The sequence below is a fragment of the Corynebacterium tuberculostearicum genome, from assembly GCF_032821615.1.
Taxonomy (GTDB): Bacteria; Actinomycetota; Actinomycetes; order Mycobacteriales; family Mycobacteriaceae; genus Corynebacterium; species Corynebacterium tuberculostearicum_H.
Genome location: NZ_JAVBIF010000004.1, coordinates 25729 through 51611, shown reverse-complemented (window position 1 = coordinate 51611; position 25883 = coordinate 25729). Strand labels below are relative to the sequence as shown.

The 25883-nt window shown below is 60.0% G+C and carries 28 protein-coding genes; 14 read left to right on the top strand and 14 right to left on the bottom strand.

The window, feature by feature from the left end; genetic code table 11:
- Positions 1–24: 24 nt before the first annotated feature.
- Positions 25–951 carry a UTP--glucose-1-phosphate uridylyltransferase gene (locus RAE09_RS04845; RefSeq protein WP_179386230.1) on the bottom strand — a complete coding sequence of 309 codons (927 nt, stop codon included), beginning with the start codon at positions 949–951 and terminating at the stop codon, positions 25–27.
- A gap of 67 nt (positions 952–1018) precedes the next feature.
- Between RAE09_RS04845 and RAE09_RS04840 the strand changes: the two genes are divergently transcribed.
- From RAE09_RS04840 to mscL, 3 genes are all read left to right on the top strand, one after another.
- Positions 1019–1594 (top strand): 5-formyltetrahydrofolate cyclo-ligase, encoded by a 576-nt coding sequence (locus RAE09_RS04840; RefSeq protein ID WP_200436002.1) that lies wholly within the window; start codon positions 1019–1021, stop codon positions 1592–1594.
- A 63-nt stretch (positions 1595–1657) separates the two neighbouring features.
- Positions 1658–2350 carry an SAF domain-containing protein gene (locus tag RAE09_RS04835; protein WP_316981143.1) on the top strand — a complete coding sequence of 231 codons (693 nt, stop codon included), beginning with the start codon at positions 1658–1660 and terminating at the stop codon, positions 2348–2350.
- Positions 2351–2461: 111 nt separating this feature from the next.
- The gene (gene mscL, locus RAE09_RS04830) at positions 2462–2953 is read left to right on the top strand and encodes a large-conductance mechanosensitive channel protein MscL (RefSeq protein ID WP_040425139.1); all 492 of its coding nucleotides are present in this window, start codon (positions 2462–2464) and stop codon (positions 2951–2953) included.
- Positions 2954–3060: 107 nt separating this feature from the next.
- Here mscL and RAE09_RS04825 read toward each other — a convergent pair whose 3' ends face one another.
- The 5 genes from RAE09_RS04825 to RAE09_RS04805 form a co-directional block, all read right to left on the bottom strand.
- Positions 3061–3279, bottom strand: coding sequence for a hypothetical protein (locus RAE09_RS04825; RefSeq protein WP_005323788.1), 219 nt, complete (start codon positions 3277–3279; stop codon positions 3061–3063).
- Positions 3280–3295: 16 nt separating this feature from the next.
- Positions 3296–3850, bottom strand: coding sequence for a MogA/MoaB family molybdenum cofactor biosynthesis protein (locus RAE09_RS04820; protein WP_150850821.1), 555 nt, complete (start codon positions 3848–3850; stop codon positions 3296–3298).
- Positions 3851–3989: 139 nt separating this feature from the next.
- On the bottom strand, positions 3990–5456 hold the full coding sequence (locus tag RAE09_RS04815) for a S1C family serine protease (RefSeq protein ID WP_150850819.1): 1467 nt from the start codon (positions 5454–5456) through the stop codon (positions 3990–3992).
- A gap of 109 nt (positions 5457–5565) precedes the next feature.
- On the bottom strand, positions 5566–7125 hold the full coding sequence (locus RAE09_RS04810) for a HAMP domain-containing sensor histidine kinase (RefSeq protein WP_394371995.1): 1560 nt from the start codon (positions 7123–7125) through the stop codon (positions 5566–5568).
- A complete protein-coding gene (locus tag RAE09_RS04805; protein ID WP_150850910.1) occupies positions 7122–7820 on the bottom strand; it encodes a response regulator transcription factor in 699 nt (232 codons plus the stop codon). Before RAE09_RS04805 ends, RAE09_RS04810 begins: the two co-directional genes overlap by 4 nt.
- 574 nt (positions 7821–8394) lie before the next feature.
- Here RAE09_RS04805 and RAE09_RS04800 point away from each other — a divergent pair.
- Positions 8395–9552 carry an IS30 family transposase gene (locus tag RAE09_RS04800; protein WP_316981142.1) on the top strand — a complete coding sequence of 386 codons (1158 nt, stop codon included), beginning with the start codon at positions 8395–8397 and terminating at the stop codon, positions 9550–9552.
- 100 nt (positions 9553–9652) lie between these two features.
- On the opposite strand, the gene rpmF is transcribed toward RAE09_RS04800, so the two are convergent.
- Together rpmF and RAE09_RS04790 are read right to left on the bottom strand one after the other, a co-directional pair.
- Positions 9653–9826: a 50S ribosomal protein L32 gene (rpmF, locus tag RAE09_RS04795; protein WP_005279913.1), complete on the bottom strand. Its 174-nt coding sequence runs from the start codon at positions 9824–9826 to the stop codon at positions 9653–9655.
- 15 nt (positions 9827–9841) lie between these two features.
- Positions 9842–10111, bottom strand: a complete 270-nt coding sequence (locus tag RAE09_RS04790; protein WP_005323793.1) for a type B 50S ribosomal protein L31 — start codon at positions 10109–10111, stop codon at positions 9842–9844.
- A 474-nt stretch (positions 10112–10585) separates the two neighbouring features.
- On the opposite strand from RAE09_RS04790, the gene rpmB reads away from it, so the two are divergent.
- The 6 genes from rpmB (at position 10586) to RAE09_RS04760 (ending at position 13408) form a co-directional block, all read left to right on the top strand.
- On the top strand, positions 10586–10822 hold the full coding sequence (gene rpmB, locus RAE09_RS04785) for a 50S ribosomal protein L28 (protein WP_005279911.1): 237 nt from the start codon (positions 10586–10588) through the stop codon (positions 10820–10822).
- A 2-nt stretch (positions 10823–10824) separates the two neighbouring features.
- On the top strand, positions 10825–10989 hold the full coding sequence (rpmG, locus tag RAE09_RS04780) for a 50S ribosomal protein L33 (RefSeq protein WP_005279910.1): 165 nt from the start codon (positions 10825–10827) through the stop codon (positions 10987–10989).
- Between the two features lie 3 nt (positions 10990–10992).
- Positions 10993–11298 (top strand): 30S ribosomal protein S14, encoded by a 306-nt coding sequence (rpsN, locus tag RAE09_RS04775; RefSeq protein ID WP_005279906.1) that lies wholly within the window; start codon positions 10993–10995, stop codon positions 11296–11298.
- Between the two features lie 15 nt (positions 11299–11313).
- On the top strand, positions 11314–11568 hold the full coding sequence (gene rpsR, locus RAE09_RS04770) for a 30S ribosomal protein S18 (protein ID WP_005279904.1): 255 nt from the start codon (positions 11314–11316) through the stop codon (positions 11566–11568).
- 241 nt (positions 11569–11809) lie between these two features.
- Positions 11810–12589 carry a putative nucleotidyltransferase substrate binding domain-containing protein gene (locus tag RAE09_RS04765; RefSeq protein ID WP_005328100.1) on the top strand — a complete coding sequence of 260 codons (780 nt, stop codon included), beginning with the start codon at positions 11810–11812 and terminating at the stop codon, positions 12587–12589.
- A 102-nt stretch (positions 12590–12691) separates the two neighbouring features.
- On the top strand, positions 12692–13408 hold the full coding sequence (locus tag RAE09_RS04760; protein ID WP_005323796.1) for a TetR/AcrR family transcriptional regulator: 717 nt from the start codon (positions 12692–12694) through the stop codon (positions 13406–13408).
- 16 nt (positions 13409–13424) lie between these two features.
- Here the strand turns inward: RAE09_RS04760 and RAE09_RS04755 are convergent, their stop codons facing one another.
- Genes RAE09_RS04755 through RAE09_RS04735 form a run of 5 tightly spaced genes read right to left on the bottom strand, consistent with a single transcriptional unit; the run spans position 13425 to position 18897 of the window.
- Entirely contained in the window at positions 13425–14057 is a 633-nt protein-coding gene (locus tag RAE09_RS04755; RefSeq protein WP_316981107.1) for a hypothetical protein, read from the bottom strand.
- Between the two features lie 24 nt (positions 14058–14081).
- Entirely contained in the window at positions 14082–15023 is a 942-nt protein-coding gene (locus tag RAE09_RS04750; RefSeq protein WP_316981106.1) for a serine hydrolase, read from the bottom strand.
- A 15-nt stretch (positions 15024–15038) separates the two neighbouring features.
- On the bottom strand, positions 15039–16571 hold the full coding sequence (purH, locus tag RAE09_RS04745) for a bifunctional phosphoribosylaminoimidazolecarboxamide formyltransferase/IMP cyclohydrolase (RefSeq protein ID WP_316981105.1): 1533 nt from the start codon (positions 16569–16571) through the stop codon (positions 15039–15041).
- Between the two features lie 27 nt (positions 16572–16598).
- Positions 16599–17207, bottom strand: a complete 609-nt coding sequence (gene purN, locus RAE09_RS04740) for a phosphoribosylglycinamide formyltransferase (RefSeq protein ID WP_250413464.1) — start codon at positions 17205–17207, stop codon at positions 16599–16601.
- 22 nt (positions 17208–17229) lie between these two features.
- Entirely contained in the window at positions 17230–18897 is a 1668-nt protein-coding gene (locus RAE09_RS04735; protein WP_316981104.1) for a cell division protein PerM, read from the bottom strand.
- A gap of 430 nt (positions 18898–19327) precedes the next feature.
- Here RAE09_RS04735 and RAE09_RS04730 point away from each other — a divergent pair, with 430 nt between their 5' ends.
- Together RAE09_RS04730 and RAE09_RS04725 are read left to right on the top strand one after the other, a co-directional pair.
- Positions 19328–20077, top strand: a complete 750-nt coding sequence (locus RAE09_RS04730) for a M23 family metallopeptidase (RefSeq protein WP_179386223.1) — start codon at positions 19328–19330, stop codon at positions 20075–20077.
- 651 nt (positions 20078–20728) lie between these two features.
- Positions 20729–21487, top strand: a complete 759-nt coding sequence (locus tag RAE09_RS04725) for a M23 family metallopeptidase (protein WP_083798075.1) — start codon at positions 20729–20731, stop codon at positions 21485–21487.
- Here the strand turns inward: RAE09_RS04725 and pcrA are convergent.
- Positions 21484–24009, bottom strand: a complete 2526-nt coding sequence (gene pcrA, locus RAE09_RS04720) for a DNA helicase PcrA (RefSeq protein WP_316981103.1) — start codon at positions 24007–24009, stop codon at positions 21484–21486. The genes RAE09_RS04725 and pcrA overlap by 4 nt on opposite strands.
- Before the next feature lie 97 nt (positions 24010–24106).
- Between pcrA and RAE09_RS04715 the strand changes: the two genes are divergently transcribed.
- Together RAE09_RS04715 and RAE09_RS04710 are read left to right on the top strand one after the other, a co-directional pair.
- Complete coding sequence (locus RAE09_RS04715) at positions 24107–24430, top strand: chorismate mutase (protein ID WP_150850872.1); 324 nt, start codon at positions 24107–24109, stop codon at positions 24428–24430.
- Between the two features lie 47 nt (positions 24431–24477).
- Positions 24478–25824, top strand: a complete 1347-nt coding sequence (locus RAE09_RS04710) for a Na+/H+ antiporter family protein (protein ID WP_316981102.1) — start codon at positions 24478–24480, stop codon at positions 25822–25824.
- The last annotated feature ends 59 nt before the right edge of the window (positions 25825–25883 follow it).

Here is a 25883-nt window from a genome sequence, read left to right as displayed (position 1 = left end):
CGTCCTTGGCCACTGGGAACATCCCTAGGCTAGGCCGTGCTCGTCCTCATACTCGGCCATGATTTGTTTAATCGCTTTATACAGCGTGGGACCATACTTTTCATCGCGCAGGCCAAAGTCCACGTTGGCGGGGATATAGCCGCCGGGATTGCCCAAATCATGGCGCTTTCCTTGGTGGACTACCACGTGGACGGGCTCGCCTTCCTCAATGAGGAGCTCGATGGCGTCAGTAAGCTGCAGCTCGCCGCCCTTGCCCGGCTTAATGCGACGCAGGGCATCAAAGATCTTGCGGTCCAAAAGGTAGCGGCCGGTGGCCACGAGGTTAGAAGGGGCATCCTCTACCGCCGGCTTTTCCACCATGCCCACGACCTTCTTCACGCCAGGGGCATCGGTATCTTCCACGTCGAAGACGCCGTAGTTGTAGGTCTGCTCACGCGGGACCTCGAAAGCGCACAGCACGCTGCCACCCAATGCCGCGCGCACACGCGCCATATCGGCCATGACGGTGGCGGGCAGCACAATGTCATCGGGGAGCATGACGGCGAAGGAATCCTCGTCTTCCCCAAGAACCTCTTCGGCAAGGCCCACCGCGTGGCCCAAGCCCAGCGGCTTTTCCTGCTCCACCGCAACGGGGTGAATGATCTGGTTGGCGCGCTTAACCTTGGCCACCTGCTCGTCCTTGCCGCGGGATTCAAGGGTCTCTACCAGCTCGGGAAAAGCCTCGAAGTGGCGCATGACTTCTTGCTTATCGGGCGCGGTAATCACCGCTAGGCGGCGCGCGCCTACAGAGGCTGCCTCCTCTGCGATGAGTTCGATGCCGGGAGTATCAACAACGGGCAGTAGTTCCTTGGGAACCGTTTTGGTGGCGGGCAAAAATCGGGTGCCCATACCTGCCGCTGGAACTACAACCGTGGTGATTCCGCGGGCGGAATCTTCGCGTTCTATAGCCATGCACAATAGCGTACAACGCCACATTATTTTCCCGTGCACCGCTACGCCGCGGGGTTATGATTTATTTATGACCTCTTCCATCACCGCCAAAAACGAGCTGCGCGCCCGCTTGGTCCAGGCCCGCCGCGAACTTTCCTCCGAGGACCACGATGCTTTCACCGCCGCCGTGCGCAAGCATCTCGAATCCGAGCTCACCGAGTCCATGACCGTGGCCGCCTACTGGCCTTTGGGCTCCGAGCCCGGCGGTGCGGACTTTGTGCCGTGGCTCAAGGCGCATGTCTCCCGCGTCCTCCTGCCAATTTCCGGCGAGAATGGCACGTTGACCTTTGCCGAATACCGCGGCAAGGAAGCCATGCACACCAGCCCACTGGGATTGAATGAGCCCCAGGGCCCAAGCTTTGATAGCAGCGTGCTGGCCGAGTGCGACCTGGTGCTCGCCCCTGCCATGGCAGTAGATGCCAAGGGCAACCGCATGGGCAAGGGCGGCGGCTACTATGACCGCGCGCTAGAGCCGCTTCCCCACGGCAAGCCGCCGGTTTTCGCCATGGTCTACCCCTCCGAATTCCTAGACGAGCTACCTACCGAGGACCATGACCGCAAGGTTGATGCCGCCGTCACCGCAGAGGGCATCACCCGCTTCTAGTTTTTAGGGTGCGGGAACCATGCGCGGTTTCGGGCAGTCTAAAAGAGTATGCCCACTTCGCGTATGCCCCGCCTCGTTTCCACCCTTCGTACCCCTGGCCACCGCCGCGGCGTTGTAGTGCGCCGCGCCATTGCGGTGGCCCTTCTTATTGCCGCGCTGGCCTCGGCCTTGTCTGCGGCTAAGGAATTGCCACGCGTTCCCGTCTTTAGCCGCGACCTGCCTGCGGGGGCGGAGCTGGCGCTTGCCGACGTCGACTTGGCCCGCCTTCCTTCTTCTTCCATCCCCGATTCCGCGGTAGCGGCAAAGCCAGAAGAACTCACCGGCCGCGTTATTACCGCCGCAGCCGGCAAGGGTGAGGTGGTCACCGATGCGCGCCTTCTGGGAGAAGACCTCGTCTCCAGCTTGGTCGGCGGCTCCGAAGCCGCGGCCGCGCGGATGATCCCAGTCAAGCTCGCCGAGCCCGATATCATCCCCCACCTGCACCATGGCGATACCGTGGACGTGGTAACCGCCGTCGATGCCGCCTCCTCCCCTTCTGATGTTGGAGAGGGCGAGGCGCCCACAACGCCCACCGCGCGCGTTATCGCCACCGGCGGGCGCGTGGTGTCAACCTCCAGCGCCGAAGGCGAGGCCTCTTCCTCGACCGTTTTGCTCGCGCTGCCCCATGACCACGCCAATGATGTAGCCGCGGCGTCGTTAAGCCAACCACTCACAGTCGTTATTGTGGGTGACCGCGCCCACCCACAGCAGAGCTAGACCTTTTCAGACACAGCAGTTGTGGTTGGTTACCGGCTGCACTAATGTTTCGCGGTGTCCATGGTTTTTAACTACCCTTAGTTATTCCCAGAAAGGTTTGTGCATATCACCATGCTCAAGGGTTTCAAAGACTTCATCATGCGCGGCAACGTCATCGAACTTGCCACCGCAGTCATCATTGGTTCTGCCTTCACCGCAATCGTCAAGTCCGTCACGGACTCCATCATCCAGCCGATCATTAACTCCCTCGGCTCCGCTGAGGTTGGTGCCGTTGGCTTCCACATCACAGATGCCGAAAACACCTTCGTGGACTTCGGCGCCGTCATCTCCGCAGCGATTAACTTCCTCATCATCGCCGCAGTGGTCTACTTCCTCATCGTCATGCCGATCAACAAGCTCACCGAGGCCGCTAAGCGCCGCCACGGTGTGGACCCTGAGGCCCCTGCCCCAACCTCCGAGGAACTGCTCGCGGAAATCCGCGACCTGCTCGAGGCCCAGAATGTCTCCGATAAGGACATCCCGGGTACCGGCATCGACGGTTCCACCCGCGGTGCTACCGACGCCGATTACGGTTCTACCGGCGGCGGCCGCCACCAGGCCTAGTTCCCTTCGCTGCCTGCGCAGCACAGAGCCCGTGGTTTCATTCTTCGGAAGAAACCACGGGCTTTTGTATACCTCTGTAGCTACCTACCTGCGGCCCGCCCTAAGCACTAGCCGCCGTAGTGTGGGGGCTGGTTTTCTCGGTAGAACTGTTCATCGCGCTGACCGGACTCCCCCTCTGCCGCCACCGAATCCGCGTCATCGACGGTAACGATTCTCTCTTCATCAACACCGTGGGAAGCGGGTGCGCCGGGCTTATCAGCACTACGGTCATAGTCGGCAGCATCGGATTGGCGGAATACTCGCCGGCGATTTCTCCGCGACGTCATAGAAACTGCCCTGCGATTACTGCACGCTCGATTGCTGCAGCTGGTCAATCAGGTGGTGCACCAGAGGCGCCAAGGTAGCCATGCCATCACGGACCGCAGCACGCGAGGAAGCAAGGTTGACCACGACGGTAGAACCCGAAACGCCCGATAGGCCGCGAGACGTGCAGGCATCCACCGCGCCGCAGGCTTGGCCAGAAGAACGCAAAGCTTGAGCTACGCCCGGCACCATCTTGTCGATGACAGACCGGGTAGCCTCCGGAGTCTTATCGCGCGGGCCTACACCGGTACCGCCCACGGTGAGGACCACGTCCACGCCACCGACCACGGCGGTCTCAATGGCCTGGCGGATCTTGGATTTCTTGGAACGCACCACGATGGCGCCATCAACGCGGAAATTAGCTTCCGCGAGCAACTCGCTTACCAGCTGCGAAGTGCTATCGGATTGCTCACCAGGATGGTCAGTGACAATCACAATAAGCCCACGGCGCGGGGCAGCAAGGCTATCCTCCTGCTCGCTTGCCAGCAGGAAGGCATCATCGGGTTCGGCTACATCCATCAAGGAATCGCGCATATTCGCACCGTCGGGCTGCGCGGAGTCGGTCACATCGTGCTGCGAATCTGGCATTTTTCTCCTTAAGTTAAGGCATTGCGGCCTTGTGGCGGGGTGAGGTACGGCGCATTTAGCACCTAATGAGGTCTTGCACAGTAATTTACTCGCCTGAGAGGGTTACCTCTACCTGACGAGATTCGTCCGAGTCTTCGCGGGTAACCTCCAAGGACACCGTCGCACCAAAGTCTTGCGATCGTGCCGCCGCAATGAGTGCATCGGCGTTTTCGATCAGACGATCGTTGACGCGGGTGACAATGTCGCCATCCTTTAGGCCCGCCTTATCTGCTGGGCCACCCGGCTCCACCTCGGCGATGCGGGCACCATTGCCGTCGTCACGCGCCAGCACCTTCACGCCAAGGGTCGGGTGGGAAACTTTGCCGTCATTAATGAGCTCATCTGCCATGCGCTTGGCAAAATTGGATGGAATTGCAAAGCCCAAGCCAATGGAGCCGCCCTCGCCGGAGGAACTATTAGACAGCGAAGCAATCATGGAGTTCATGCCCACGATATTGCCGTCTCGATCCACCAGCGGGCCGCCCGAGTTGCCAGGGTTTACTGCGGCATCGGTCTGAATCGCGTCAATCAGTGAGGACTCGCCACCTTCCTGGGATGCGCGCACGGGACGGTTCTTTGCTGATACGATGCCCGAGGTCACGGTAGCATTCAGCCCCAAAGGAGACCCCACGGCCACCACCTCTTGGCCCACGGCGACGGAATTGGAGTCGCCGAACTGCAAGAAGGGCAAGTCCTTGACGTCCTTGATCTTCACGATGGCAACATCCGTATTCGCATCCGAGGCCACCACGTTAGCTTCATGCTTGCTGCCGTCATTCATGGTCACCTGCATCATGCCACCGTGCTCAGCACCGGCAACCACGTGGTGGTTGGTCAGTACATAACCATCTGGGGAGATGACTGAACCGGAGCCTTCAGCCCCACCAGCACGAGTCATCGTCTGGATAGAAACCACCGCCGGCAAAACCTTGGAGGCTACTTCTTCCACAGAACCCTGTGCCGGTTCCTTACCGGTGCTATTATTGCTCGGCTCAGCCTTGAGGGCTTCATTGACCACGGAGGTATCGTTATTGCCTCCCCCAGAGCTCATGCCGACCACGGCGCCGGCAATCGAGCCTGCGGCGATGGCAGCGACGGCCGCCAATGCGGTGGCGGCGCCCAAGCCGATTTTCTTCTTCTGCTCCGGCTGCGGAGGCAGCGGGGTGACCATCGGGCCTTCCTGCCCCTGACCGCTAAAGCTGTGGGTCTCCGGTGCATTAGGATAGGGGCCCAGCGAACCTAGCGTTCGCGGGTCATCACCTTCAGCACCGCCGCGCGGCTGATTCCAGCCCTGCGAATAGGAACCGGTCTCATATGCCTGCGCACTGACGCCACCATAAGGACCAGCGCCATCGCTGTAGGGGCGAGCATTTCCGGCACCCGCATCCGGCTGTCCGGTCTCCCCAAAGTTCGGACCACCCTGAACCGGCTCGGCCCTACCCGGACCTTTCTGGGATTCTCCCTCTGGGGAGTTTCCATCAAAGCCGCGGTAATCGTCATTCCTCATGTTCATGAGAAAACTATGCCTCACTTCGCTTGGTCAAGACTGATACTAATCTGCCAACCTACTAGGAATTCCTGAAAGGTTGCTGTATTACCTCACCAGTATAAACGCTTGTACGCTAGCCCTGGTTAAACCAACGCTGCGCAAAGATTTCACCCCGGTCGCTTGGGTCATCCTTGCCACCCGGTAGCCCCTCATGCGGGTCTGCCAAACCGTCCACGTAAATCTCACCCGGCACAGGCTTGCCCGGCAAGATGACTTCCATGCGGGTGCCACCATCATTAGACTCGCGGATCTTGATCGTGCCATCGTGGCGTTCAATTACCGATTTCACAATGGCCAAGCCCAAGCCCGAGCCCGGCATGGAACGCGCTTCCGCCGAACGGTAGAAGCGTTCAAAGACCTTCTCCCGCTCCTCCGGCGCAATGCCAGGCCCAGAGTCATCAAAGCGCAGGCGCACCTCGTGGGAGGATAGCTGCTCCATGGATACGCGCACCGTGCCAGTTGCCGGCGACCACTTAGCCGCATTGTCCATGAGGTTAAGCGTTGCACGGCCCAATGCGAAGGGGTCGCCGTCCAGCTCCCACGGGATAAAGCGCACCAAGGACTCCACATCGGGACGGCGGCGGCGCGCGCGCTCCAGCGAAGCCATCATGACTTCACAAAGGTCAACCGGTTCCGGTTCGCGCTCATTGCCGTCCTCGCGCGCCAAATCAACGAGGTCTCCAATCAAGGTGGAGAGCTCATTCATCTGGGACATGACGTCATCTTCGAGGTCCTTGCGGTCCTCATCGCTCATGCCAAAGCCACCACCGGCGCGATTGAGCATCATCAAAAGCTCAATATTGGTACGCATAGAGGTCAGCGGGGTCTTCAACTCGTGGCCAGCATCGGCTACGAACTGAGACTGCTGCGAACGGGATTCCTGCAGTGCCTCCAGCATCTGGTTAAAGGAGGTGGTCAACTGCGCCATCTCGTCGTTATTGGAGACCTCAATAGGACGCAGGTCGTTGGTCTGCGTCACGTAATCCACCGCTCGTTTCAGCCGGGCAATGGGCTGCATACCGGTTTTGGACACGATGAGTCCAGCAAAGATGGCGAGCACGATGCCAAGGGCAACGATGATCAGCAGTACCGTTCCCAGGATGGCAATAAGCTCTTGCGTAGGGGCGAGGGACTGCGCGACGACCACGGTAGAGCCCAGATCATGGCGCTTGGCCAACACCCGCTCGCCACCGACGGTACGCACGGAAGTTTCCGTGTAATCCTCCGTCCGGTGGAAGTCCCCGCCCACAGGAATGGTGTCGCCGTAGGAAAAGCTCATGGAGGGCGGCGATAGGGCTACACGGGTGCCAGGGTTATAGGACTTAAAGTCCTCGATTTCCTGGTCCACGTTATCCATGAACCGCGGGTCTTGGCTTTGCCGCAATAAGACATCGGCCTTGGCCTCCAAGCGGTCATCGAGGGAGGCAGTAAGGGACATAGAAACTACCCAATACGTTGCCAACGTCATCAAGGCAACGGCTACGGCCACCACAAGGCCGGTAACAGTAGCAAGGCGCCACCGCAGTGGCGCCCGTGAAGCCCAACTCCCCTGACGATCAGAGAACTCGGCAAGAGGGGTGGACTGTATTTTCCCGGAAGCCACCGTAGGGGAAGCGGGCTTCCTTAAAATCACGAATTAGACTCCCTCAAAACATAGCCCACGCCACGGACGGTGTGGATAAGGCGAGCATCGCTCTCGCCTTCCGTCTTCTTACGCAGGTAGCCGATATAGACCTCGAGAGCATTGCCGGAGGTAGGGAAATCGTATCCCCATACTTCTTCCAAGATCTTGCTGCGCGAGAGAACCTTGCGGGGATTTTCCATCAGCAATTGCAGCAGCGCGAACTCGGTACGCGTCAAGGAAATGGCTCGGCCACCGCGGCTTACTTCGCGGGTATCGGCATCAAGTTCAAGGTCCTCGAAGCTCAGCTTGCTTTCCACCGGAGCTTCAGCAGCGATGGAATCTGCAGAGGCACGCCGTACCAAGGAGCGCACGCGGGCCAAGAGCTCTTCCAATGCGAACGGCTTTGGCAGGTAATCATCCGCGCCGGCATCAAGGCCAGCCACGCGATCCGAGACGCCATCGCGCGCGGTCAGAACGAGAATTGGACGGTCCCAACCCTCACTGCGCAGGGTGCGGCATACCTCAAGGCCATCCATGTTGGGCATCATAAGGTCCAGAATCAACAATTCTGGATTCTCAGCGCGCACCGTCTCCACGGCTTCCAAGCCGTCGTTAGCGGTCAGCACTTCGTAGCCGTTAAAACGTAGGGAACGGCGTAGCGATTCGCGGACGGCTTGTTCATCATCCACCACAAGGATTTTCATAGTCCTAATTATTACTGATGGCAGTCAACTTCATGAAGTTAAGAGAAATATTTACCCCCCATAGCCCCCCAAATACGGTTAAAACATACTTATAGGAGGCTTGATTTCTAGCGGTCGTGGAAACACCTGACATGGGTTAGGTGATTGTGTGGAGTCGAAATGGGTTCCGGATTCTGCTGTTGTGGCGCGGTTTGCGTCGTTGGTTCGGGCTGGTAGTTCAATACGGGCGGCTGCTGGGGTGGTTTGTTTACCAGAGTCGGTAGCTTATCGGCTGGCTGGTGAGTTGGACTTGCCGCGCAAGCGCTGTAGGCGTATTAGCTCGGCTGACAGTCAGGAAATAGCTCGGTTGTGGCTGGAAGGTGTGGCACCGATGGATATTGCGCGCCAGCTTTCTATAGGCTCTTCTCCGGTATATCGAATCGGTATTGAGCTTGGTTTGTGGAAGCGCAATCCACATGGCCGCAAAGCTGCGGCAACAACTCGCCGGTGTAGTTATCTGCAACTGCGTGTAAATGCTTTAGGGCGCAAAGATGCCGCTTTAGCCTGTGGCATTCATCCGCGTGATGCTGCTGATATGGACAAAGGTGTCATCAAGCTTTCTGCGGGGCGTGTGCCTTTTGTCCCGGCTGGCCCGGATGTGGCGCTGTATAACAGGCTTATGCAGGTAATTGAGTACGTTGATGGTCGCCAAGCAGTTCCAGTCCAGGTTATTCCGCAAGAGCGTATCGATAGGCGTATTTCTTCGCGCTATTTGTCGGTAGAAGAGCGCGAGCTCATCTTTGATCTTGACCGGCAAGGCAAAGGTGTACGCGAGATAGCTCGGCGTCTTCAGCGCTCTGCTGGCACTATCAGCAAGGAGCTTAAACGCAACCGGGATGAATTTGGGGTGTATCTTCCCACGCATGCGCACCGTAAATCGGTGTTGCGTAGGTTTAGACCGAAAAAGCGCAAGATTGATGCCAATCCACGTTTGCGCACGGTGGTCTGGGAAATGGTGAAAGATAGGTACTCGCCAGAGCAGATTTCTGGGAGGTTGCGCAGCTGCTACCCCGGCGATGAGACTATGTACGTGTGTCCTGAAACGATTTATCAGTCTTTGTATTTCCAGGCTAAAGGCGAGTTGAAAAAGGAAGTCGCTGCTGCACTGCGGCGCGGTCACGCCCAACGTCGACCTCGTGGCACGCGCAGTGCCCGCAAGCGGTTTGTTGACCCTATGGTGATGATTTCCGACCGGCCAGCAGAAGTAGACGACCGAGCAGTACCAGGTCATTGGGAAGGCGACCTCATCTTAGGCGCAGGTAATAAGTCTGCAATTGGCACGCTAGTAGAGCGAACCACGCGCTATGTCATCTTGCTGCATCTACCTCATGGGCATAGTGCTACCGAAGTAAATGAAGCACTTACTAAAGCGATTGCTACCTTGCCAGACCATCTCAAAGGATCACTTACCTGGGATCAGGGAAGTGAAATGGCCTGCCATAAGGCCTTTTCTGTAGCTACAAACTGTCCCGTGTTCTTCTGCGATCCTGGTTCGCCGTGGCAGCGAGGCACCAATGAAAACACCAATGGACTACTAAGGCAGTACTTCCCTAAAGGAACAGACCTAAGCGTCCATAGTGCAGCCGACCTAGAATTCGTCGCCATGCAACTCAACCGCCGCCCCCGCAAAACCCTGGGCTTTCAAACACCAGCCGAGAAAATGGCCGCACTGATAAACTCAACCGAAACATAAGACGTGTTTCCACGACCACTAGAATCCGCCAGGCTTCTAAAGCTAAAAAATCCCCGCCCAGCCCTCTAAAGAGAGCGGACGGGGAGATTTAAGAGCGAGCTTAGAACTGCTCTACGTCAACCAGGCCCAGCTTGGCAGCCTTAACCAGGCGGCGCGGGATGCGAACGGTCTGGCCGTCGATGGTGACTTCCTGGAGGGCTACGTTGTCAGCCTTCCACTGGGAACGGCGTGCGTGGGTGTTCGCACGGGACTTCTTAAACTTAGGAGTTGCCATTTTCTACTCTCCTCCTTACGCGTTCTTCTTCTTGCGGCGTGCCATGCCACCGAAGCGCTGGTTGAAGCGCTCGACGCGGCCGGCGGTATCCATAACGCGCTGTGCACCAGTCCAGAACGGGTGGGACTCAGCGGTAACGTCAACGACGATCAGGGGGTACTCGTTGCCGTCTTCCCACTCAACGGTGCGGTCGGAGGAAGCGGTGGACTTGGTCAAAAAGGAGTGACCGGTACCAGCATCGCGGAAGACTACCGGGTGGTAATCCGGGTGAATATCTTTCTTCATATATATTCCCTCAGGGTTGGACTACGGGTCGGTTCCACACGCTTAGTGAGGATCGTGCCCGAGTTGGGACGTACAAATTTCACTCTGTTAACCGCGCGCCGCGCGGCACGGGTCAACAACCTGAATTATCCTACAGTCAACTAACCCATATACGAAATCCCCAACCAGCAGCGACCACTCATTTCACTCACGTTTCTTGCGCCACGCCTAGCGGTACCCCCACAAGCAAACACCACCCCAGCACGGCAAACGGCTCACTTGCCACAGCAAGATAGCGATTAGGTAATTCGCGCCCAAGGCTGTAAGATTTTCCCTTGCTGTTGTCAAAATATACGTTTTACGCCCCGTCTACTGGTGTTTGACGATGGCGCCGCACCCGCTCACACCTCACTTTTGAGCACTGCCACCCTCACACGGCAGTCGGCGCTTCATTGTCTATAGCCATGATGTGGGCGGCTAGGAGAAAGAAGACCCATGTCGGCTATTTGCCAGGTAACGGGCCGCAAGCCGGAATTCGGCAAGCAGGTCTCGCACTCGCACCGCCGCACTTCGCGCCGTTGGAACCCCAACGTGCAGCGTCGTCGCTACTACCTGCCCTCTGAGGGCCGTACCATCACCCTGAATGTTTCCACCAAGGGCATGAAGATCATCGACCGCGATGGCATCGAGTCCGTTGTGGCTAAGATTCGCGCACGTGGGGAGAAGATTTAAGTATGGCACGTAACGATATCCGCCCAATCATCAAGCTTAAGTCCACTGCGGGCACCGGTTACACCTACGTGACCCGTAAGAATAAGCGCAACAACCCGGATCGCATCACCTTGAAGAAGTTCGATCCGATTGCCCGCAAGCACGTCGAATTCCGCGAGGAGCGATAATCAATGGCTAAGAAGTCCAAGATCGCTAAGAACGAGCAGCGCAAGGAAATCGTCGCCCGCTACGCGGAGCGTCGCGCTGAGCTCAAGAAGATCATTAAGAACCCGAACACCCCGGATGAGGAGCGCCTGGAGGCTCAGTTCGAGCTGAACCGCCAGCCTCGTGACGCTTCCCCAGCCCGCGTACGTAACCGTGACGCTGCCGATGGCCGCCCACGCGGTTACCTCCGCAAGTTCGGCCTGTCCCGTGTCCGTATGCGCGGCATGGCTCACCGTGGTGAGCTGCCGGGCGTTCGTAAGTCCAGCTGGTAAAGGGGTAATTGCACAATGGCTAATAAGCGCAATAACCAAAAGAAGTTCCGTATGGAGCAGAGCCGTCGCCCAAAGAAGAACCCTTTGAAGGCTGAGGGCATCGAGAAGGTGGACTACAAGGACACCAAGACTCTGCGTCTGTTCATCTCGGATCGTCACAAGATCCGTTCCCGTCGCGTCACCGGTCTGACCCCGCAGCAGCAGCGTCAGGTTGCTACTGCCGTCAAGAACGCACGCGAAATGGCTCTCCTGCCGTTCACCACCCGCTAAACAGTAGCTGGGTATCAACAGCGCACTTTTGCCGCTGGCAAGTGTGACACGGTAAAAGAACCATAAGCTTTCGCCGCCTCCCTCCTCGAGGGCAGGCGGCGAAAGTCGTTTTAGCCCTCCTATCCCTTCCGCGCGGCCCACATGCCCGGATCACAGAACCGAAGTGTTAGATTGAAAACATTCGTGCACCCCGCAGCCGGCGGGGAAGCACCGGCCCCGCACTAGTGAAAGGCAGTGAGCAATGGCCCTGCACCAATCCCTACTCGATCTTTCCGAGCTCGCCCCGCACTGCCAGTCCCGCGCTACGGCCCGCGGACTGCTCGCAGAGGCCCAAGATATCTTGCGCAATGCGGTCGCCCACCAGGACAATGAGATTGAATTGGCCCACTGGTATTCCCGGCTGATTACGGATATTGTTCGCTCCCCGGGGGTCAACTCCCCAGTCCGCCTCAGCGGCGCTGCGGCCCGCGGCGACCAGCTGCCGTCCATGCCTGTGGAGTGGATGGGCGACGATGCCGATCTCCAAGACGTCTTCGCCGATGTCGGTCTCCAAGCTCACGCAGCCGCCGATTCCATCGCCGCGCGCGTCGACGCCGGCCTGCCCCTCGGAAACGGCGGAGAACAAGCACTACTGGAAGAAGCCTTGGCCCAGCGTCCGCCTGCCCTCAAGATGGTCGATGGGCTGCCGGACCGCGATGCAGCGGTAGACATCAAGGCCACGCTGCTCTCCCCCATCGCAGCAATCGCACGCTGGGCAGCGCCGGGGCCGCGCCCGACGGTGGATCGGCTGGCGATCGGCGTGGAACGCGATCTGCTCAGCGCCGCTGACGCAGAGTCTTTGGACCTAGCGTGGCGCACCGGTTATGCGTTAGAGTTGCGCCGTTGGTATGAGGGCGTTAGCGATCGCCCGGTCACGCTGCGCGATCTTCCGCCGCTGGACCGCACCGCTTATGGTTCTGCGTGCCGCATTGTCTCGGCGGCGTTTGAGTCTATTTCCCGGCGGGCAGAAGAATATAAATAGTCTCTACGATGCGGATTCGGAAGCAGTACCTAGTCGGGCATAAGATTGTACAGTTGATTATTAAAAGCGATTTCTCTTTTGTGAAAGGAGGCGTCCCACCGCATGGCAGGCAATGTCGGTAGGCCGCGTAAACACAGCCCGCGGCGCAGGGGCAATAGCGCCCGTGAGGAGATTTTGGACGCCTCCTCCGAGCTTTTCACTACTCAGGGTTTTGCTACCACGTCCACGCACCAGATCGCAGACGCGGTAGGCATCCGTCAGGCGTCGCTGTACTATCACTTTCCGTCCAAGACGGAGATTTTCCTGACGCTGCTCAATTCCACCATCGAGCCTTCCTTGGAGTTGGCCGATGAGTTGGCGGGCACCGACGCGGACCCGGCACAGCGCCTGTGGTCTTTGGTCGCCGCGGAATCGCGCCTACTGCTCACCAGCGGCTGGAACGTGGGCCGCCTGTATCAGTTGCCGGTGGCCAATTCCCCGGAGTTCTCCGAGTATCACGAGTCACGCGACCGCCTGCAGAACCATTTCCGCTCCACCGCCGCCGCCATCGTGGGCGAGGATGACCCCCGCGTGGAGCTGCCCTTCCACATCGCGCTGTCCGTTATTGAAATGCGCCCCAATAACGGCACCCCTCCGTTCGACGCTTCCCAGTCGGTTCCGGAGACTGCCGCCATGCTTGCCGACGCCGCCTTGGCCGTCCTCGGCGCCTCCGTCCCCGAAAACGCCGAGGAAACCACCTTGGAGCTGCTGAAGAATCGCAACGACTCCATCTCTGCGGCCGCCGCAGCGGCGGCCGACCGCAAGAAGAAGTCGCGCTAGCCCCTCGCTTTCCGCGTTAGCGCTGCCACGACTCCGTGAACTCGCCCGTGGCGGCCAATCCGCCACCCTCGCGCACGCTTACGCCACTCGGCGTCACCACAATGATCGACGGATCCGCATTGACGTAGTAGTTGTTGCCGTCTTGGGTAACGTCACCCGATTCAAACTGGCCATCAAACATCGACGAGCGATAGAACTTGTAGCCACCTCCGGTCTCGCAAATGATAACCCTGCCGTCAGGACCAGACCCAGCGAACAAAGCACGCTCAAAGCGCTGACAGTTGGCGTAGCCGCCATCGAGCCATCCGTACTCGTTGAAATCAGAAATGTAGTTTCCCACACCAGTCTTCTGACCACCACCGGTGGAAGACGGGGCCTCCTGCTTTTCCGTCTGCGTGACCGTGACTACCGGCGGTTCCTCCGGGGCTTCCTCTTCCTTGGTTACGGTCTTTTGGGCGGCCGTGGTCTCCTCGGCGTTTTCTTCTTCTTTGTCGGAGTTATTGACCGTGGTCATTCCGCTGCCCTTCCCTTTGAAGCTCGGGGCAGCGTCGTCCGTGGAGTCACTGCAACCGCTCAGCGCGAGGCTGGCGGCCACGAGCGGGACGAAGCCTGCGGCGAAAAGCGAGCGGAGGCTTAAGCGAGAAGTCATGAGTTTTCCTTTCTACTGACTGGCTTAGCAGGCGGGGCTGGGCCACTGGGTTTCGGCCTGCGCTAGGGCTTCGGCCATAGAGGTAAGCACGGTTTGGGTGGAGGCGTACTGGCCATCAGGGGACGAGGCGATTAGTGCCACGGCGACGTCGTGACCGCCCAGCTGCACGATGCCCATTTGCCGCACATCGTAGGAACCGGCGGGGCTCGGGCCCCAGCCGCCCTTCATAAAGGTGCCCGGCAGGGTGCGCAGGCCGTAGCCTTGGGCGGGATCGGTAACACCCATGACGTCGATAATCGGCTGGGCACCTTCAACGCAGCGCAGCCCGGCCATGAACTTTGCTTGGTTGCCCACGCTCCACATGGTTTGGCCAAAGGCCGTGAATTCCGGGCGGGTGACCTGGGATTGGACTTGGGTGGCGGTATCGCCCGCCTCCGCAATGACGCTTTGTGCGGCCTGCGCGGCGGCGGTGCCCTCCCCTAGCCCCGCCCACGCGGCCTTGGCGGCCTCGTTATCGGAGTAGGTGATTGCAGAGGACACTAGCTGGCTATCGGCCACACCCGTGCGATTCGCCGCGATGAGCACCGGCACCTTGGAGGTTGACCACGCGGCTTCGGGAGCGGTGCGCCCCGCTTCAATGGTGGTGGTGCCATCGGATACGGCGATGCCCACATCGCCGTGTTCGGCCACGATGCGGTCAAGCACGGCTTGGACGTCACCGGAAGCGGCCGATGGCTCCGTAGAAACGGCCGGCGCAGACGAGGCGGCCGTTGCTGCGGATGAGGCCGCGGGCGCTGCGGACGTGGTCTCTTTTCCGTAGAGGGGATCTGCCGTGCCGCGGGCCTCGGTGTTGACAAAGGTAGGGGAATTATTCGCCGCGTCCTCGTCGCCGCAGGCGCTCAGGGTGAGCGCGCAGGCGATAAGGGTGGCTGCCGGGCCCCAGGCCCGGCGGATAGGGAATGTCATGGCGTCTAGCTTAGGCTAGTGCGCGAAGTGGCGGGTACCGGTCAGGTACAAAGTAACGCCGGCTTCCTTCGCTGCCGCGATGACTTCTTCGTCGCGGATGGAGCCGCCGGGCTGGACAACGGCCTTAACGCCGGCGTCGAGAAGCACCTGCAAACCATCGGCGAACGGGAAGAAGGCGTCAGAAGCGGCGAAGGAGCCCTCGGTGCGGTTGGCACCATCGGCCAAGGTGTTGGCGCGCTCGACGGCCAGCTTGGCGGAGTCAACGCGGTTGACCTGGCCCATGCCCACGCCCACGGTGGCATTGTCCTTGGCCAGCAAGATGGCGTTGGACTTCACCGCGCGCACGGCGCGCCAGGCGAACTCGAGCTCAGCCAAGTCGGACTCGTTGAGGGCCTCGCCCGCAGCCAGGGTCCAGTTGGCCGGGTTATCACCCTCGGCCTGGTAGGTGTCTGGCTCTTGGGTGAGCACGCCGCCGGAGATGTACTTGCGCTCCTCGTGCTGGTCTTCGTGCTCTGCCTGCAGCACGCGCAGGTTCTTCTTGGCCTTGAGCACCTCGATGGCGCCGTCCTCATAGGAAGGAGCGACGATGACCTCGGTGAAGATCTCCTTGACCTGCTCGGCTATTTCCACGGTGACCTCGCGGTTGACGGCAATCACGCCGCCGAAGGCGGACATTGGGTCGCACGCGTGCGCCGCGCGGTGGGCGGCGGCGATGGACTCCTCGGACACGGCAATGCCGCAGGGGTTGGTGTGCTTGATAATCGCAACGCAGGGGCGCTCGTGATCCCATGCGGCGCGCCACGCGGCATCCGCATCCTGGTAGTTGTTGTAGCTCATCTCCTTGCCATTGAACTGGGTGGCATTGGCAAGGCCCTTGGAACCGATGCGGGTGACGGTCGCCGCTTGGTGAGAGTTCTCGCCGTAGCGCAGCGGGGTGGTTTGGCCCTCCTCGCTGAGCTGGTCCACGAACCACGCGGAGACGGCAGCATCATAATCCGCGGTGTGCAGGAAGGCGTCGCGCGCCAGGCCGCGGCGCTGCTCCAGGGTGAAGCCACCGTTGTTCACGGCCTCCACGGCCTCGTCGTAGCGGGAAGGATCCACGACGACGGCAACAGACGGGTGGTTCTTGGCGGCCGCACGCACCATGGATGGGCCGCCGATATCAATCTGTTCCACGCAGCCATCAAAGTCCGCACCAGAAGCTACAGTCTCGCGGAAGGGGTACAGGTTGACCACAACGAGCTGGAAAGGCTCTACCTCGAGCTCGGAGAGCTGGTTGAGGTGGTCGTCCTTGCGGGTATCGGCCAGGATGCCGGCGTGCACGCGCGGGTGCAGCGTCTTGACGCGGCCTTCCAAACACTCCGGGAAGCCGGTGAGCTTTTCTACCGGAGTGACCTCGATGCCTAGGTCCGCGATCTTCTTCGCGGTGGAGCCGGTGGAGACGATTTCCACGCCTGCCTTATCGAGGGCGCGGGCTAGATCCTCCAGCCCGGTCTTGTCGTACACGCTGATAAGGGCGCGCTTTACCTGCTTGCGGTCTTCGCTCATGAGGAGGATTAAGCCTTTCGAAAAGTCTTAGTCTGCGAGTTGAATAGTTAGTTTCTCGTCGTGGACGTTAGCTGCACGCAGCACCTCCACGATGAGATCGCGCTCTACTTGTTTAATGCGCTCGTGGAGGGTGGACTCGTCATCGTCGGCGTTAATGGCAACGGGGCGCTGCGCGATGATGGAGCCGGTATCCACGCCCGCGTCCACAAAGTGGACGGTAGAGCCAGTGATCTTCACGCCATAATCCAGGGCGTCGCGCACCGCGTGCGCTCCCTTGAAGGCAGGCAGCAGCGCCGGGTGGGTATTGATGGTGCGGCCTTCGAAGCGGTCCAGGAATTCCTGGCCCAGGATCTTCATAAAGCCCGCAGAAACAACAACGTCTGGCTGCGCAGCATCTACTGCGTCAACCAGACGTTGATTCCATTCGGCGCGATCCGCACCCAGCGCCACGACCTCGGTTTCAATCCCGTGGCCCTGTGCGCGCGCAATACCGTGGCATTCCTTATCCGCCACCACCTTGACTACCTGGTAATGCCCGGCCTGGGCATCCACAATGGCTTGTAGCAGGGAACCCGTTCCAGAAACGAGCACCACCACTCGGAGGCGTTCAGGGTCAGCGGTATAGCGCGGAGGCATCGGTGAAGTCACGCGCTATAGCCTAGCCCCTCTCCCCCTCCTCGGGGGAATCTGTGCTCGAGGAGTCCTGCTCGCTCTCCCCCATTTGGTCCTTGAGCTGTTGGCTCAGCGGCTTGGCGACGCCCCTTTCATCGCCCTCCTCAGCCTCATCCTGCTGCTCTGCTGTTTCTTCGGCTGGAGTGTCCTCTTCTTTCTGCTCTTCTTCCGGTTCCTCTGCGGCCTCGCCAGGTGCGGAATCCTGGGGCTCGTCCTCGACTACCTCGGCATCAACGATTTCCGGATCGGTGATGGGCTCGCGCTCCGGCTCGACGGGGGTGTCGTCAGTTTCGGCGGCGGCTGCATCGGTTACCTCGGTAGTGGTGGCAGCGTCGGCAGGGTCCGCACTAGGTGCCGTGCGGGCCGCGCGCCACGCCACGAAGGCGAAGCCTGCGGCAACGGCGCAACCAACGACGGCCATCCACAGGGCGGTAAGGCCTGCGGCAGTCCACAGCTGCGGGCCGGTCGCGCCGTAGTAGCCAAGGTCACCGCTAACAAGGAAGCAGGCAACCAGCATGATTACTGCGGCGGCCACCGTAGCTACTAGTACGTCCTGATAGTTCGGACGCTTCTTATACAACGAATAGATTGCAGCGCCGAGGGGGACGATCAATAGCGCCACCGCCCAGCTGGGCGCGGATGCAGGAATGCCGCCGGTAATGGGGAGCGGTGGCAGCGGCACGAGGTGGGCGCTAAAGAGGCTTACCGAGCCTTCGCCGACGGAAAACTCCGAACCCACCAATACCGCCGCGGTGCTCACGATGGCATTGGGAATATAAAGCACGCTCAGCAGCACGAGTCCGGCAATGCCTAAACCGGAGATCGTGGGATAGTCATTCATCATCTCGCCCTGGCGGGAGACATTGACAAGGAAGACCACCGCAAAGACTGCGGATGCACTAATGGCCAGGTAGGCGAGGTAGCGAAGGGCGATCTGGGTGGCGTCGACAAGCGGGCGCGGCACTCCATAACGCTTGGCCAACGCCCGCCACAAGCGCCAACCCATACCGGCAGCCATGGCGGCCAGATGCAGAACAATAACGCGCAACAACGCCTGCGCCAGGTTTGGCGGGGAGACGTCATAGACCTTGCCCGCATCCCACAGCATCAGCCAGGCGATGATGGTAAATACCACCGGCACGCCAAGCACGCAGGCCAGAAGAGTCAGCAGGTCCTTGACGCTGACCTTGTGTTTTACCGCGCTGCGCACACGAACCGCTACCACCACGGCGAGGATGAGCGCTGGCAAGGCCGGCAGGAAGGAAATATGCACATCGGCCGCAGAGACCGGAGCGAGGTTAAAGACCATCCAGGCCTCCGCCACGATGGTGTACCACCACGCCATGGGAGAGCCGGCGAGCATGAGACTGCCCAGCGCGATGGCCATAATGATAAGGACAATAACCACGTTGGGCACTGCCGCAGTGATAAGCATGCGGCGAATGCGCCCGGCTTTGGTCAACGGCGCGGGGGTACGGCGCGCCTTGGCCTTGGAGCCGGCCTTGCGGGCGACGCGCTGCGCCGATCCAGAGGACTGGCGTGACCCACTGGGATGAGGCGCGCGTGGGGTGCGCTCCGCGCGCACCGTACGGCCCCGCGCCTGGCTACGCGGGCGGGGCGTTGACCGAGATTGGGGGCTGGTGTTTTTGTTCATCGGCGTCCACTTTGCCACCTTCCGGAAGTGAAATCGGGGTGGCGCGACGAGGCGCTCGCAAAATCACCGGCGGCAACCCCTGCACCTGGGCTATACAAATATATAAGGAGTATAAAATCTACCCTGGTTTCACACCCTTAACTCTGGCTGTAATACTATGAAGGAAAAGGCGGCTAGTTTTGCGTGACGTACGCGGAGATCGCGTGGGATCTTTATCGCACTAATAATATTCCGCGTCCCACATGTTGCCTGCTCGTGGACAATTTCCCCGAGGCGAGCCAGAAAATTTCTTAATTTGGGTTGCTGTTATCTTTTCGAGACGCTACTGTTACATCTCGTTGGTAACAAGAAGGTCACAATCTCGTAACTAACTCGGTGGGGACGTAACACTCGTTCTGCGCAGATTGTGAAAATGACGAAAGAAGACCTAATGCGAAGCAAAGTTCAGCGTGGCGCCGGCCGCCATCGCAAGATTGTCACCTCGCAGACTGCGAAGGGCCGCATTGCCGTAATGACGGTTGCGGCAGGTGCAGTTTCCACCGCCGGCGTGGGTGGCGCAGCCGCCGCAAACATCCAGTCCGATGACGCGGCCACCACCAAGACGCAGTCCGTTGACTTCGAGCTCGCCTCTGACTCCACCCAGGTTGAGGATGCCGCTGCGACTCCGGTTGATACCACCCCGCAGATCCTCAACGTTGCCGAGGCTAAGCCAGTTGCCGATCTGACTGATCAGCTCAACAAGGCCATCCAGGCTTCTGAAGAGCGCGCCGCTGCCGACGAGGCCGCTCGCGCACCGTCCGTAGCCCGCCCTGCAGAAGGCGCATTCACCTCCCCATTCGCCATGCGCTGGGGCACCTTCCACAAGGGAGTCGACATCGCTAACTCTCCCGGCACCCCAATCCTTGCCGTCATGGATGGTACGGTCATCGACTCCGGTCCAGCCTCCGGCTTTGGCCAGTGGATCCGCATCATGCACGACGACGGCACCATGACCGTTTATGGTCACATGCAAACTCTTGACGTTGCCGTTGGCGAGCATGTGCACGCCGGCCAGAAGATTGCTGGCATGGGCTCGATGGGCTTTTCCACCGGATCCCACCTCCACTTCGAAGTTCACCCGAACGGTGGCGAGGCAATCGATCCGCAGCCTTGGCTGGCTGAGCGAGGCATCGACCTCTAAGGCTCACCCCCAATACCTTCTTGTTAAGCGCCGCAGAGATGTATTTCTCTGCGGCGCTTTGTCATGCCCACAGACACCCTCCCCTCACCTAGTGCACCCGCCCAGAAGGCCGGATTGCATCAAGTGCGCTCCAGACCGCCCCTAGGGCGCTCTACACGACGCTTGGCGCCGTCTGAGGACTCCGCTGCCACTAGCGAACACAGCACCAGTTGGACCCTCGCCACGGTCCCACAAGGGGTCAGAAGCACATTCAGGCAAGTCCAGTACGCAGACTTGTCGCAGGTGAGTGGATATTTTTAACTTTTAGCCGCCGACACCGCGCGAGACTGCAGCCCCAAGCCATGGGCGCCACCCCCAAGGTCCACCCCCAGATCCTAAACCAGTACTTTACAGACGCCACTCCAATCACATTCGTAACACGCGCAACAAGCTGGCATGTTCGAATGATTTCGAAATATTTCCGCCGCTACCAGCGTTTTCTAAGATTGCGCGGGCCGTTGGAGCGGGCTAACTTTTAACTCGTTGCCACGAGCGATTACGAGCGCAAGCATTTCGGCTTTCGGCGTGTCGCGGTTGGCAGTTGAAAGACGCCGCCCCCTCCAGGGTGCGGGCGTCCCGAGACCATGCACAGCCATGAAAAGGACTTTAACTATGAAGCGCATGAACCGCGCACGCAAGAACGTGGCGCTGAGCATCGTTACGCTTGGCACCGTACTTGCTACCGGCACCACCGCTTTTGCTGCAGAGCCAGTGGCTAGCGTGGACGTATCGGACGGCTCCTCCGAGCCCACCGCTACCAATGTAGATAACGCCGGCGTGGTCGACGCCCTTGTTGGCCTGGCCACCACCACCGTTGGCGTATTGAACGGCGAGGCTACCCCGCAGGTAGATGGAAACGAATCCGGCGGCGTCAATATCGTCCTAGACCCGGGCACTGTACCGGGCCTGAAGGAAGCTTTCGCACCGCAGGGGAATCACTCGGGACTCACCACGAAGCGCGGCACGGACTCCGCGGGCAATACCGTGGTCTTTCCTACCTCCGGCACGCTTACTTCTGGCTTCGGCCCGCGCTGGGGCACGATGCACAACGGCATCGACGTAGCTAACCCGGTGGGCACCCCGATTCACGCGGTCATGGACGGCACCGTCATCAACTCCGGTCCAGCGCAGGGCTTTGGCAACTGGATCCGCATCCAGCACGATGACGGCACCATCTCCGTCTACGGTCACATGCCGGCAGACCTGCTCAAGGTAAATGTGGGCGAGCGCGTGACCGCGGGTCAGGAAATCGCCGGCATTGGCAGCGAGGGCCACTCCACTGGCCCGCACCTCCACTTTGAGATTCACCCAGGCGGAGGCGCCGCCGTTGACCCCGTTTCCTGGTTCAACGAGCGCGGCATTTCGGTCTAAAGCTTTTCCATCGGCACTCCGCCGATGAGCATCAGCCGGACCTTACCGGAAGAACCAAAGTCCACGGTGACCGTGGCGCGCTTGCCGGAGCCGGACGTCTCAATGACAGTTCCGAGCCCGTACTTAGCGTGATTGACGCGGTCACCCACGGCTAGGTTGAGGTTATTGTTCTTAGGCATCGAGGTCGCCGCCGGCTTGCTGGTGCGCTGCGATGGGGAAGACGCAGCGCGCCCTGCACCGCGCGACCCGGACCGGGAACCACCACTGCCCCACCCGGACCAATCACGGCCGTAGGAGCGACCATATTGGTAGTCGTCCTCGCCCCACGCTCCGGTCAGGGAGCTATCGGAGTCTTCTCGCCGCCAGTTGATGAGGTCTTCTGGGACCTCGCCGAGGAAGCGGCTGGCGGGATTAGTCACCGGATTACCCCACGCCGAGCGCAAAATGGCGCGGGTAAGATACAGCTGTTCGCGAGCGCGGGTAATGCCCACATAGGCGAGGCGGCGCTCCTCGCTTAATTCCTTCGGGTCACCCAGTGAGCGCATATGCGGGAATTGGCCATCCTCCCAGCCGGTCAAAAAGACCACGGGGAACTCGAGGCCCTTTGCGGTGTGCAAAGTCATCATGGTGACCACACCAGTCTCAGAATCTGGGATCTGGTCGGCATCGGCCACCAGCGACACCTTTTCCAAGAATGCCTGCAGCGAACCGGGCGCAGCTTCGCCCTCCTCTACTAGCTCAGAGGGGTCCACTGTATCCGCACCGGATGCGGCAAGCTGGTTAGCCGCCTCTGAGGTGAATTCGCGGGCCACCGATACCAACTCGTTCAAGTTATCTAGGCGGGCACCGTCCTGCGGGTCATTCGAATTTTCCAATTCCGCCTTGTATCCCGTGGCATCCAAAATGGCGGAAAGCAGCTCACCCAAATCCGGTTGGCCGGTAACCTCATCGCGCATGGACGGGATCTGATTGCGGATGCCCTCCATCATGTCGTTGAATTTGGTGACTGCGTTAATAGCCCGAGTGCCAAGGCCTGGAACGTCGCCTCGGGGGACATCGGCAAGCGCCTTGCCAAAGCTAATGCCGTGGTTTTCCGCATGGAGGGCAATATGCCCCTGCGCCTTGTCACCAATGGCACGCTTGGGCACGTTGATAATGCGGCGCAGGCTCACCGTATCGTCCGGGTTATCCAAGATGCGCAGGTAGGCCACCATATCGCGGATTTCGCGCCGCTCATAAAAGCGCGTGCCGCCGACCACCTTGTATGGAATTCCGGAGCGGATAAAAATATCTTCCAGCGCACGGGAGGCGTTATTGGTGCGGTACATGACCGCGATATCGGAATAGCTGCGGCCCTTATCCGCCAAGGAGTCGATTTCAGAGGCGATGAACCGCGCCTCATCGTGCTCATTATCGGCAACGTAGCCTACGATCTGCTCGCCCTCACCGTGGGCGGTCCACAGGTTCTTCTCGCGACGATTCTCGTTCTTGGCGATCACGGCATTGGCCGCGTTGAGAATGGTCTGCGTGGATCGATAGTTCTGCTCCAGCAAGATGGTGTGTGCCTGCGGGTAGTCGCGCTCAAATTCCTGAATATTGCGGATGGTGGCCCCGCGGAAGGCATAAATGGACTGATCGGAATCGCCCACTACGCACAGCTCGGGGGCATCGGGGCCGAGCTCTCCCCTGCCCACGAGCGCGGCAACTAGGGCGTATTGGGCGTGGTTGGTGTCCTGGTACTCGTCGATAAGCACGTGCTTAAAGCGCCGGCGATAGAAATCCACCACCTGCTGGTGCTGGGTGAAGATCCGCACCACCTCACCGATGAGATCATCAAAGTCCACGGCATTGGCCGCGCGCAGGCGGCGCTGGTATTCGGCATAGACCTGGGCCACGGTGGTCTCAAACGGGTTCTTGGTCTGCTGCGCCTTCTCCAGCGCGGATTCGGGGCCGATGAGCTCGTTTTTGTGGTTAGAAATCTGATTAGCCAGCACACGCGGGGTGTACTTCTTCAGATCCAGCTGCATGTCCTTGGCAATCATGGACAACAGCCGGCGGGCATCATCGCCATCATAAATGGTGAAGTTGGTATTAAGCCCCGGCACCAGCTGGGCATTTTGGCGCAGGATGCGCACGCAGATGGAGTGGAAGGTAGATACCCACATGCGCTCGGCCACGGGGCCTACCAGCCCGCCCACGCGCTCCTTCATTTCCGCGGCGGCCTTATTAGTAAAGGTAATGGCGAGGATCTCCCACGGATTTACCCCGCGATGGCGCATGAGATAGGCAATGCGGCGGGTAAGCACGGCGGTCTTGCCGGAACCGGCGCCCGCCACGATGAGCAGCGGGCTACCTGAATGGGTAACGGCCTCAAGCTGCTGCGGGTTGAGGCCCTCGGTCAAGGCATCGGGGGATTCGGATTGCGGGCTCGCTGCGCGCGGTGCACCGAAGCCGCCAAAGGGGCTAGGGTTCGAGGCACCACCGGTGGACGGGGAAGGGCTAAAAGGAGAGTTTTCGTTCATAGTGCCTTCCAACCTACTAGCCCCACCGGACACGACCCGTTTCCGCCGTGCGAGCTGCTATTTCCTTTTGCGCGGGCGGGTGGCACAATATGGTCTTATGACCGCAGAAGAAAACAATGACATCGTCGATAACGGCTTGGACATCCGCACCCCTTCGGGAACGGATGATCCCCTTTCTGATGCGGAGATCCAACAGTATCGCGAAGAAATCAACCGCATGGACCGCATCATCTTGGATGCCGCCAAGCGCCGCACGGAAGTCTCCCAAGCCATTGGCCGCACCCGCATGAGCTCTGGCGGCACCCGCCTGGTCCACACCCGCGAGATCGCCATTTTGAATCAGTTCCGCGATGAACTTGGGGAAGAAGGCCCCACCATCGCTTCGGCGCTGCTGCGGATGGGCCGTGGCCGGCTGGGGTAGCCGAATAATTACTGGCCAGCCGATACTATGCAGTACCCTGAATTAGCATGAATGCAGTTCTCGTCGCCGTCATAGTCATGCTCGTGCTCGCCCTCCTGCGCGTGCATGTGGTGGTAGCGCTCTTCCTAGGCGCCATCGTCGGCGGGCTCCTCTCAGGCATGGGGCTTGATGCCACCATGGTCGCCTTCCAAGACGGCTTGGGCGGCGGCGCCAAGATTGCCCTCAGCTATGCCCTCTTGGGCGCTTTTGCCATGGGCGTGGCTTCGGCCGGGCTGCCACAAGTCCTGGCTAATTTCCTCATCCGCAAGCTCGGCGGCAGCGGCGAAGCAGACCCCAAGACTGCCCTGGCCACCAAGTGGATGCTCATCCTCGGGCTCATCGCCATGTCCGTGATGAGCCAGAACCTCATCCCGGTCCACATTGCCTTCATTCCGCTCATCATCCCGCCGCTACTCACGGTGATGAATAAGCTGCGCCTGGACCGCCGGCTAATTACCACCTGCCTGACCTTCGGCCTTATCACCACCTACATGTTTATCCCGGTGGGTTTTGGCTCCATCTACTTAAATGACATCCTGCTCTTTAATATCCAGCAGGCGGGGCTTGATACCTCCGATATCAATATCATGCAGGTCATGGGCGTGCCGGCGCTCGGCATGCTCGCCGGCCTACTCATCGCTATCTTCTTTAGCTACCGCAAACCGCGCGACTATGAAAACCTGCCCATCACGGCTGAGGAGCACCAAGAGGCCCCCTCTGCCTATAAGGTGTGGGTGTCCGTCGTGGCCATCATTGCCACCTTTGCGGTGCAGATTGTCATGCAGGCACTCGACTTCGAATCCGATGGCCTGATGGTCGGCGCGCTGACTGGCTTGGGAATTTTGCTGCTTACCGGCGCGGTGGATTGGAAGCACGCGGACGATGTCTTTACCAATGGCATGAAGATGATGGCGCTCATCGGCTTCATCATGATCACCGCCCAGGGCTTTGCCTCGGTCATGACGGCCACCAATGAAGTCGGCCCACTGGTCGATGCCACCGCCAACCTCTTTGGCACCAATAAGGTCCTTTCCGCCGGTGCCATGCTGGTGGTGGGCTTGGTGGTCACCATGGGCATCGGCTCGTCCTTTTCCACCCTGCCCATCATTTCCGTTATCTATGTGCCGCTGTGCATGTCGTTGGGCTTTAGCCCCGCGGCCACCGTGGCGCTTATTGGCACCGCAGGCGCGCTTGGCGACGCCGGCTCTCCCGCCTCCGACTCCACCCTCGGCCCCACCGCGGGCCTCGGCGCGGACGGACAGCACGACCACATCCGCGACTCGGTCATCCCGACCTTCATCCACTTCAATATTCCGCTGCTTATCGCCGGCTGGGCAGGCGCGCTGATCCTCTAAAAGGCCCCGACGCGGTGGCGCTTTCTGGACTACGGTGGGAGAGGTACATGTTGCCAATG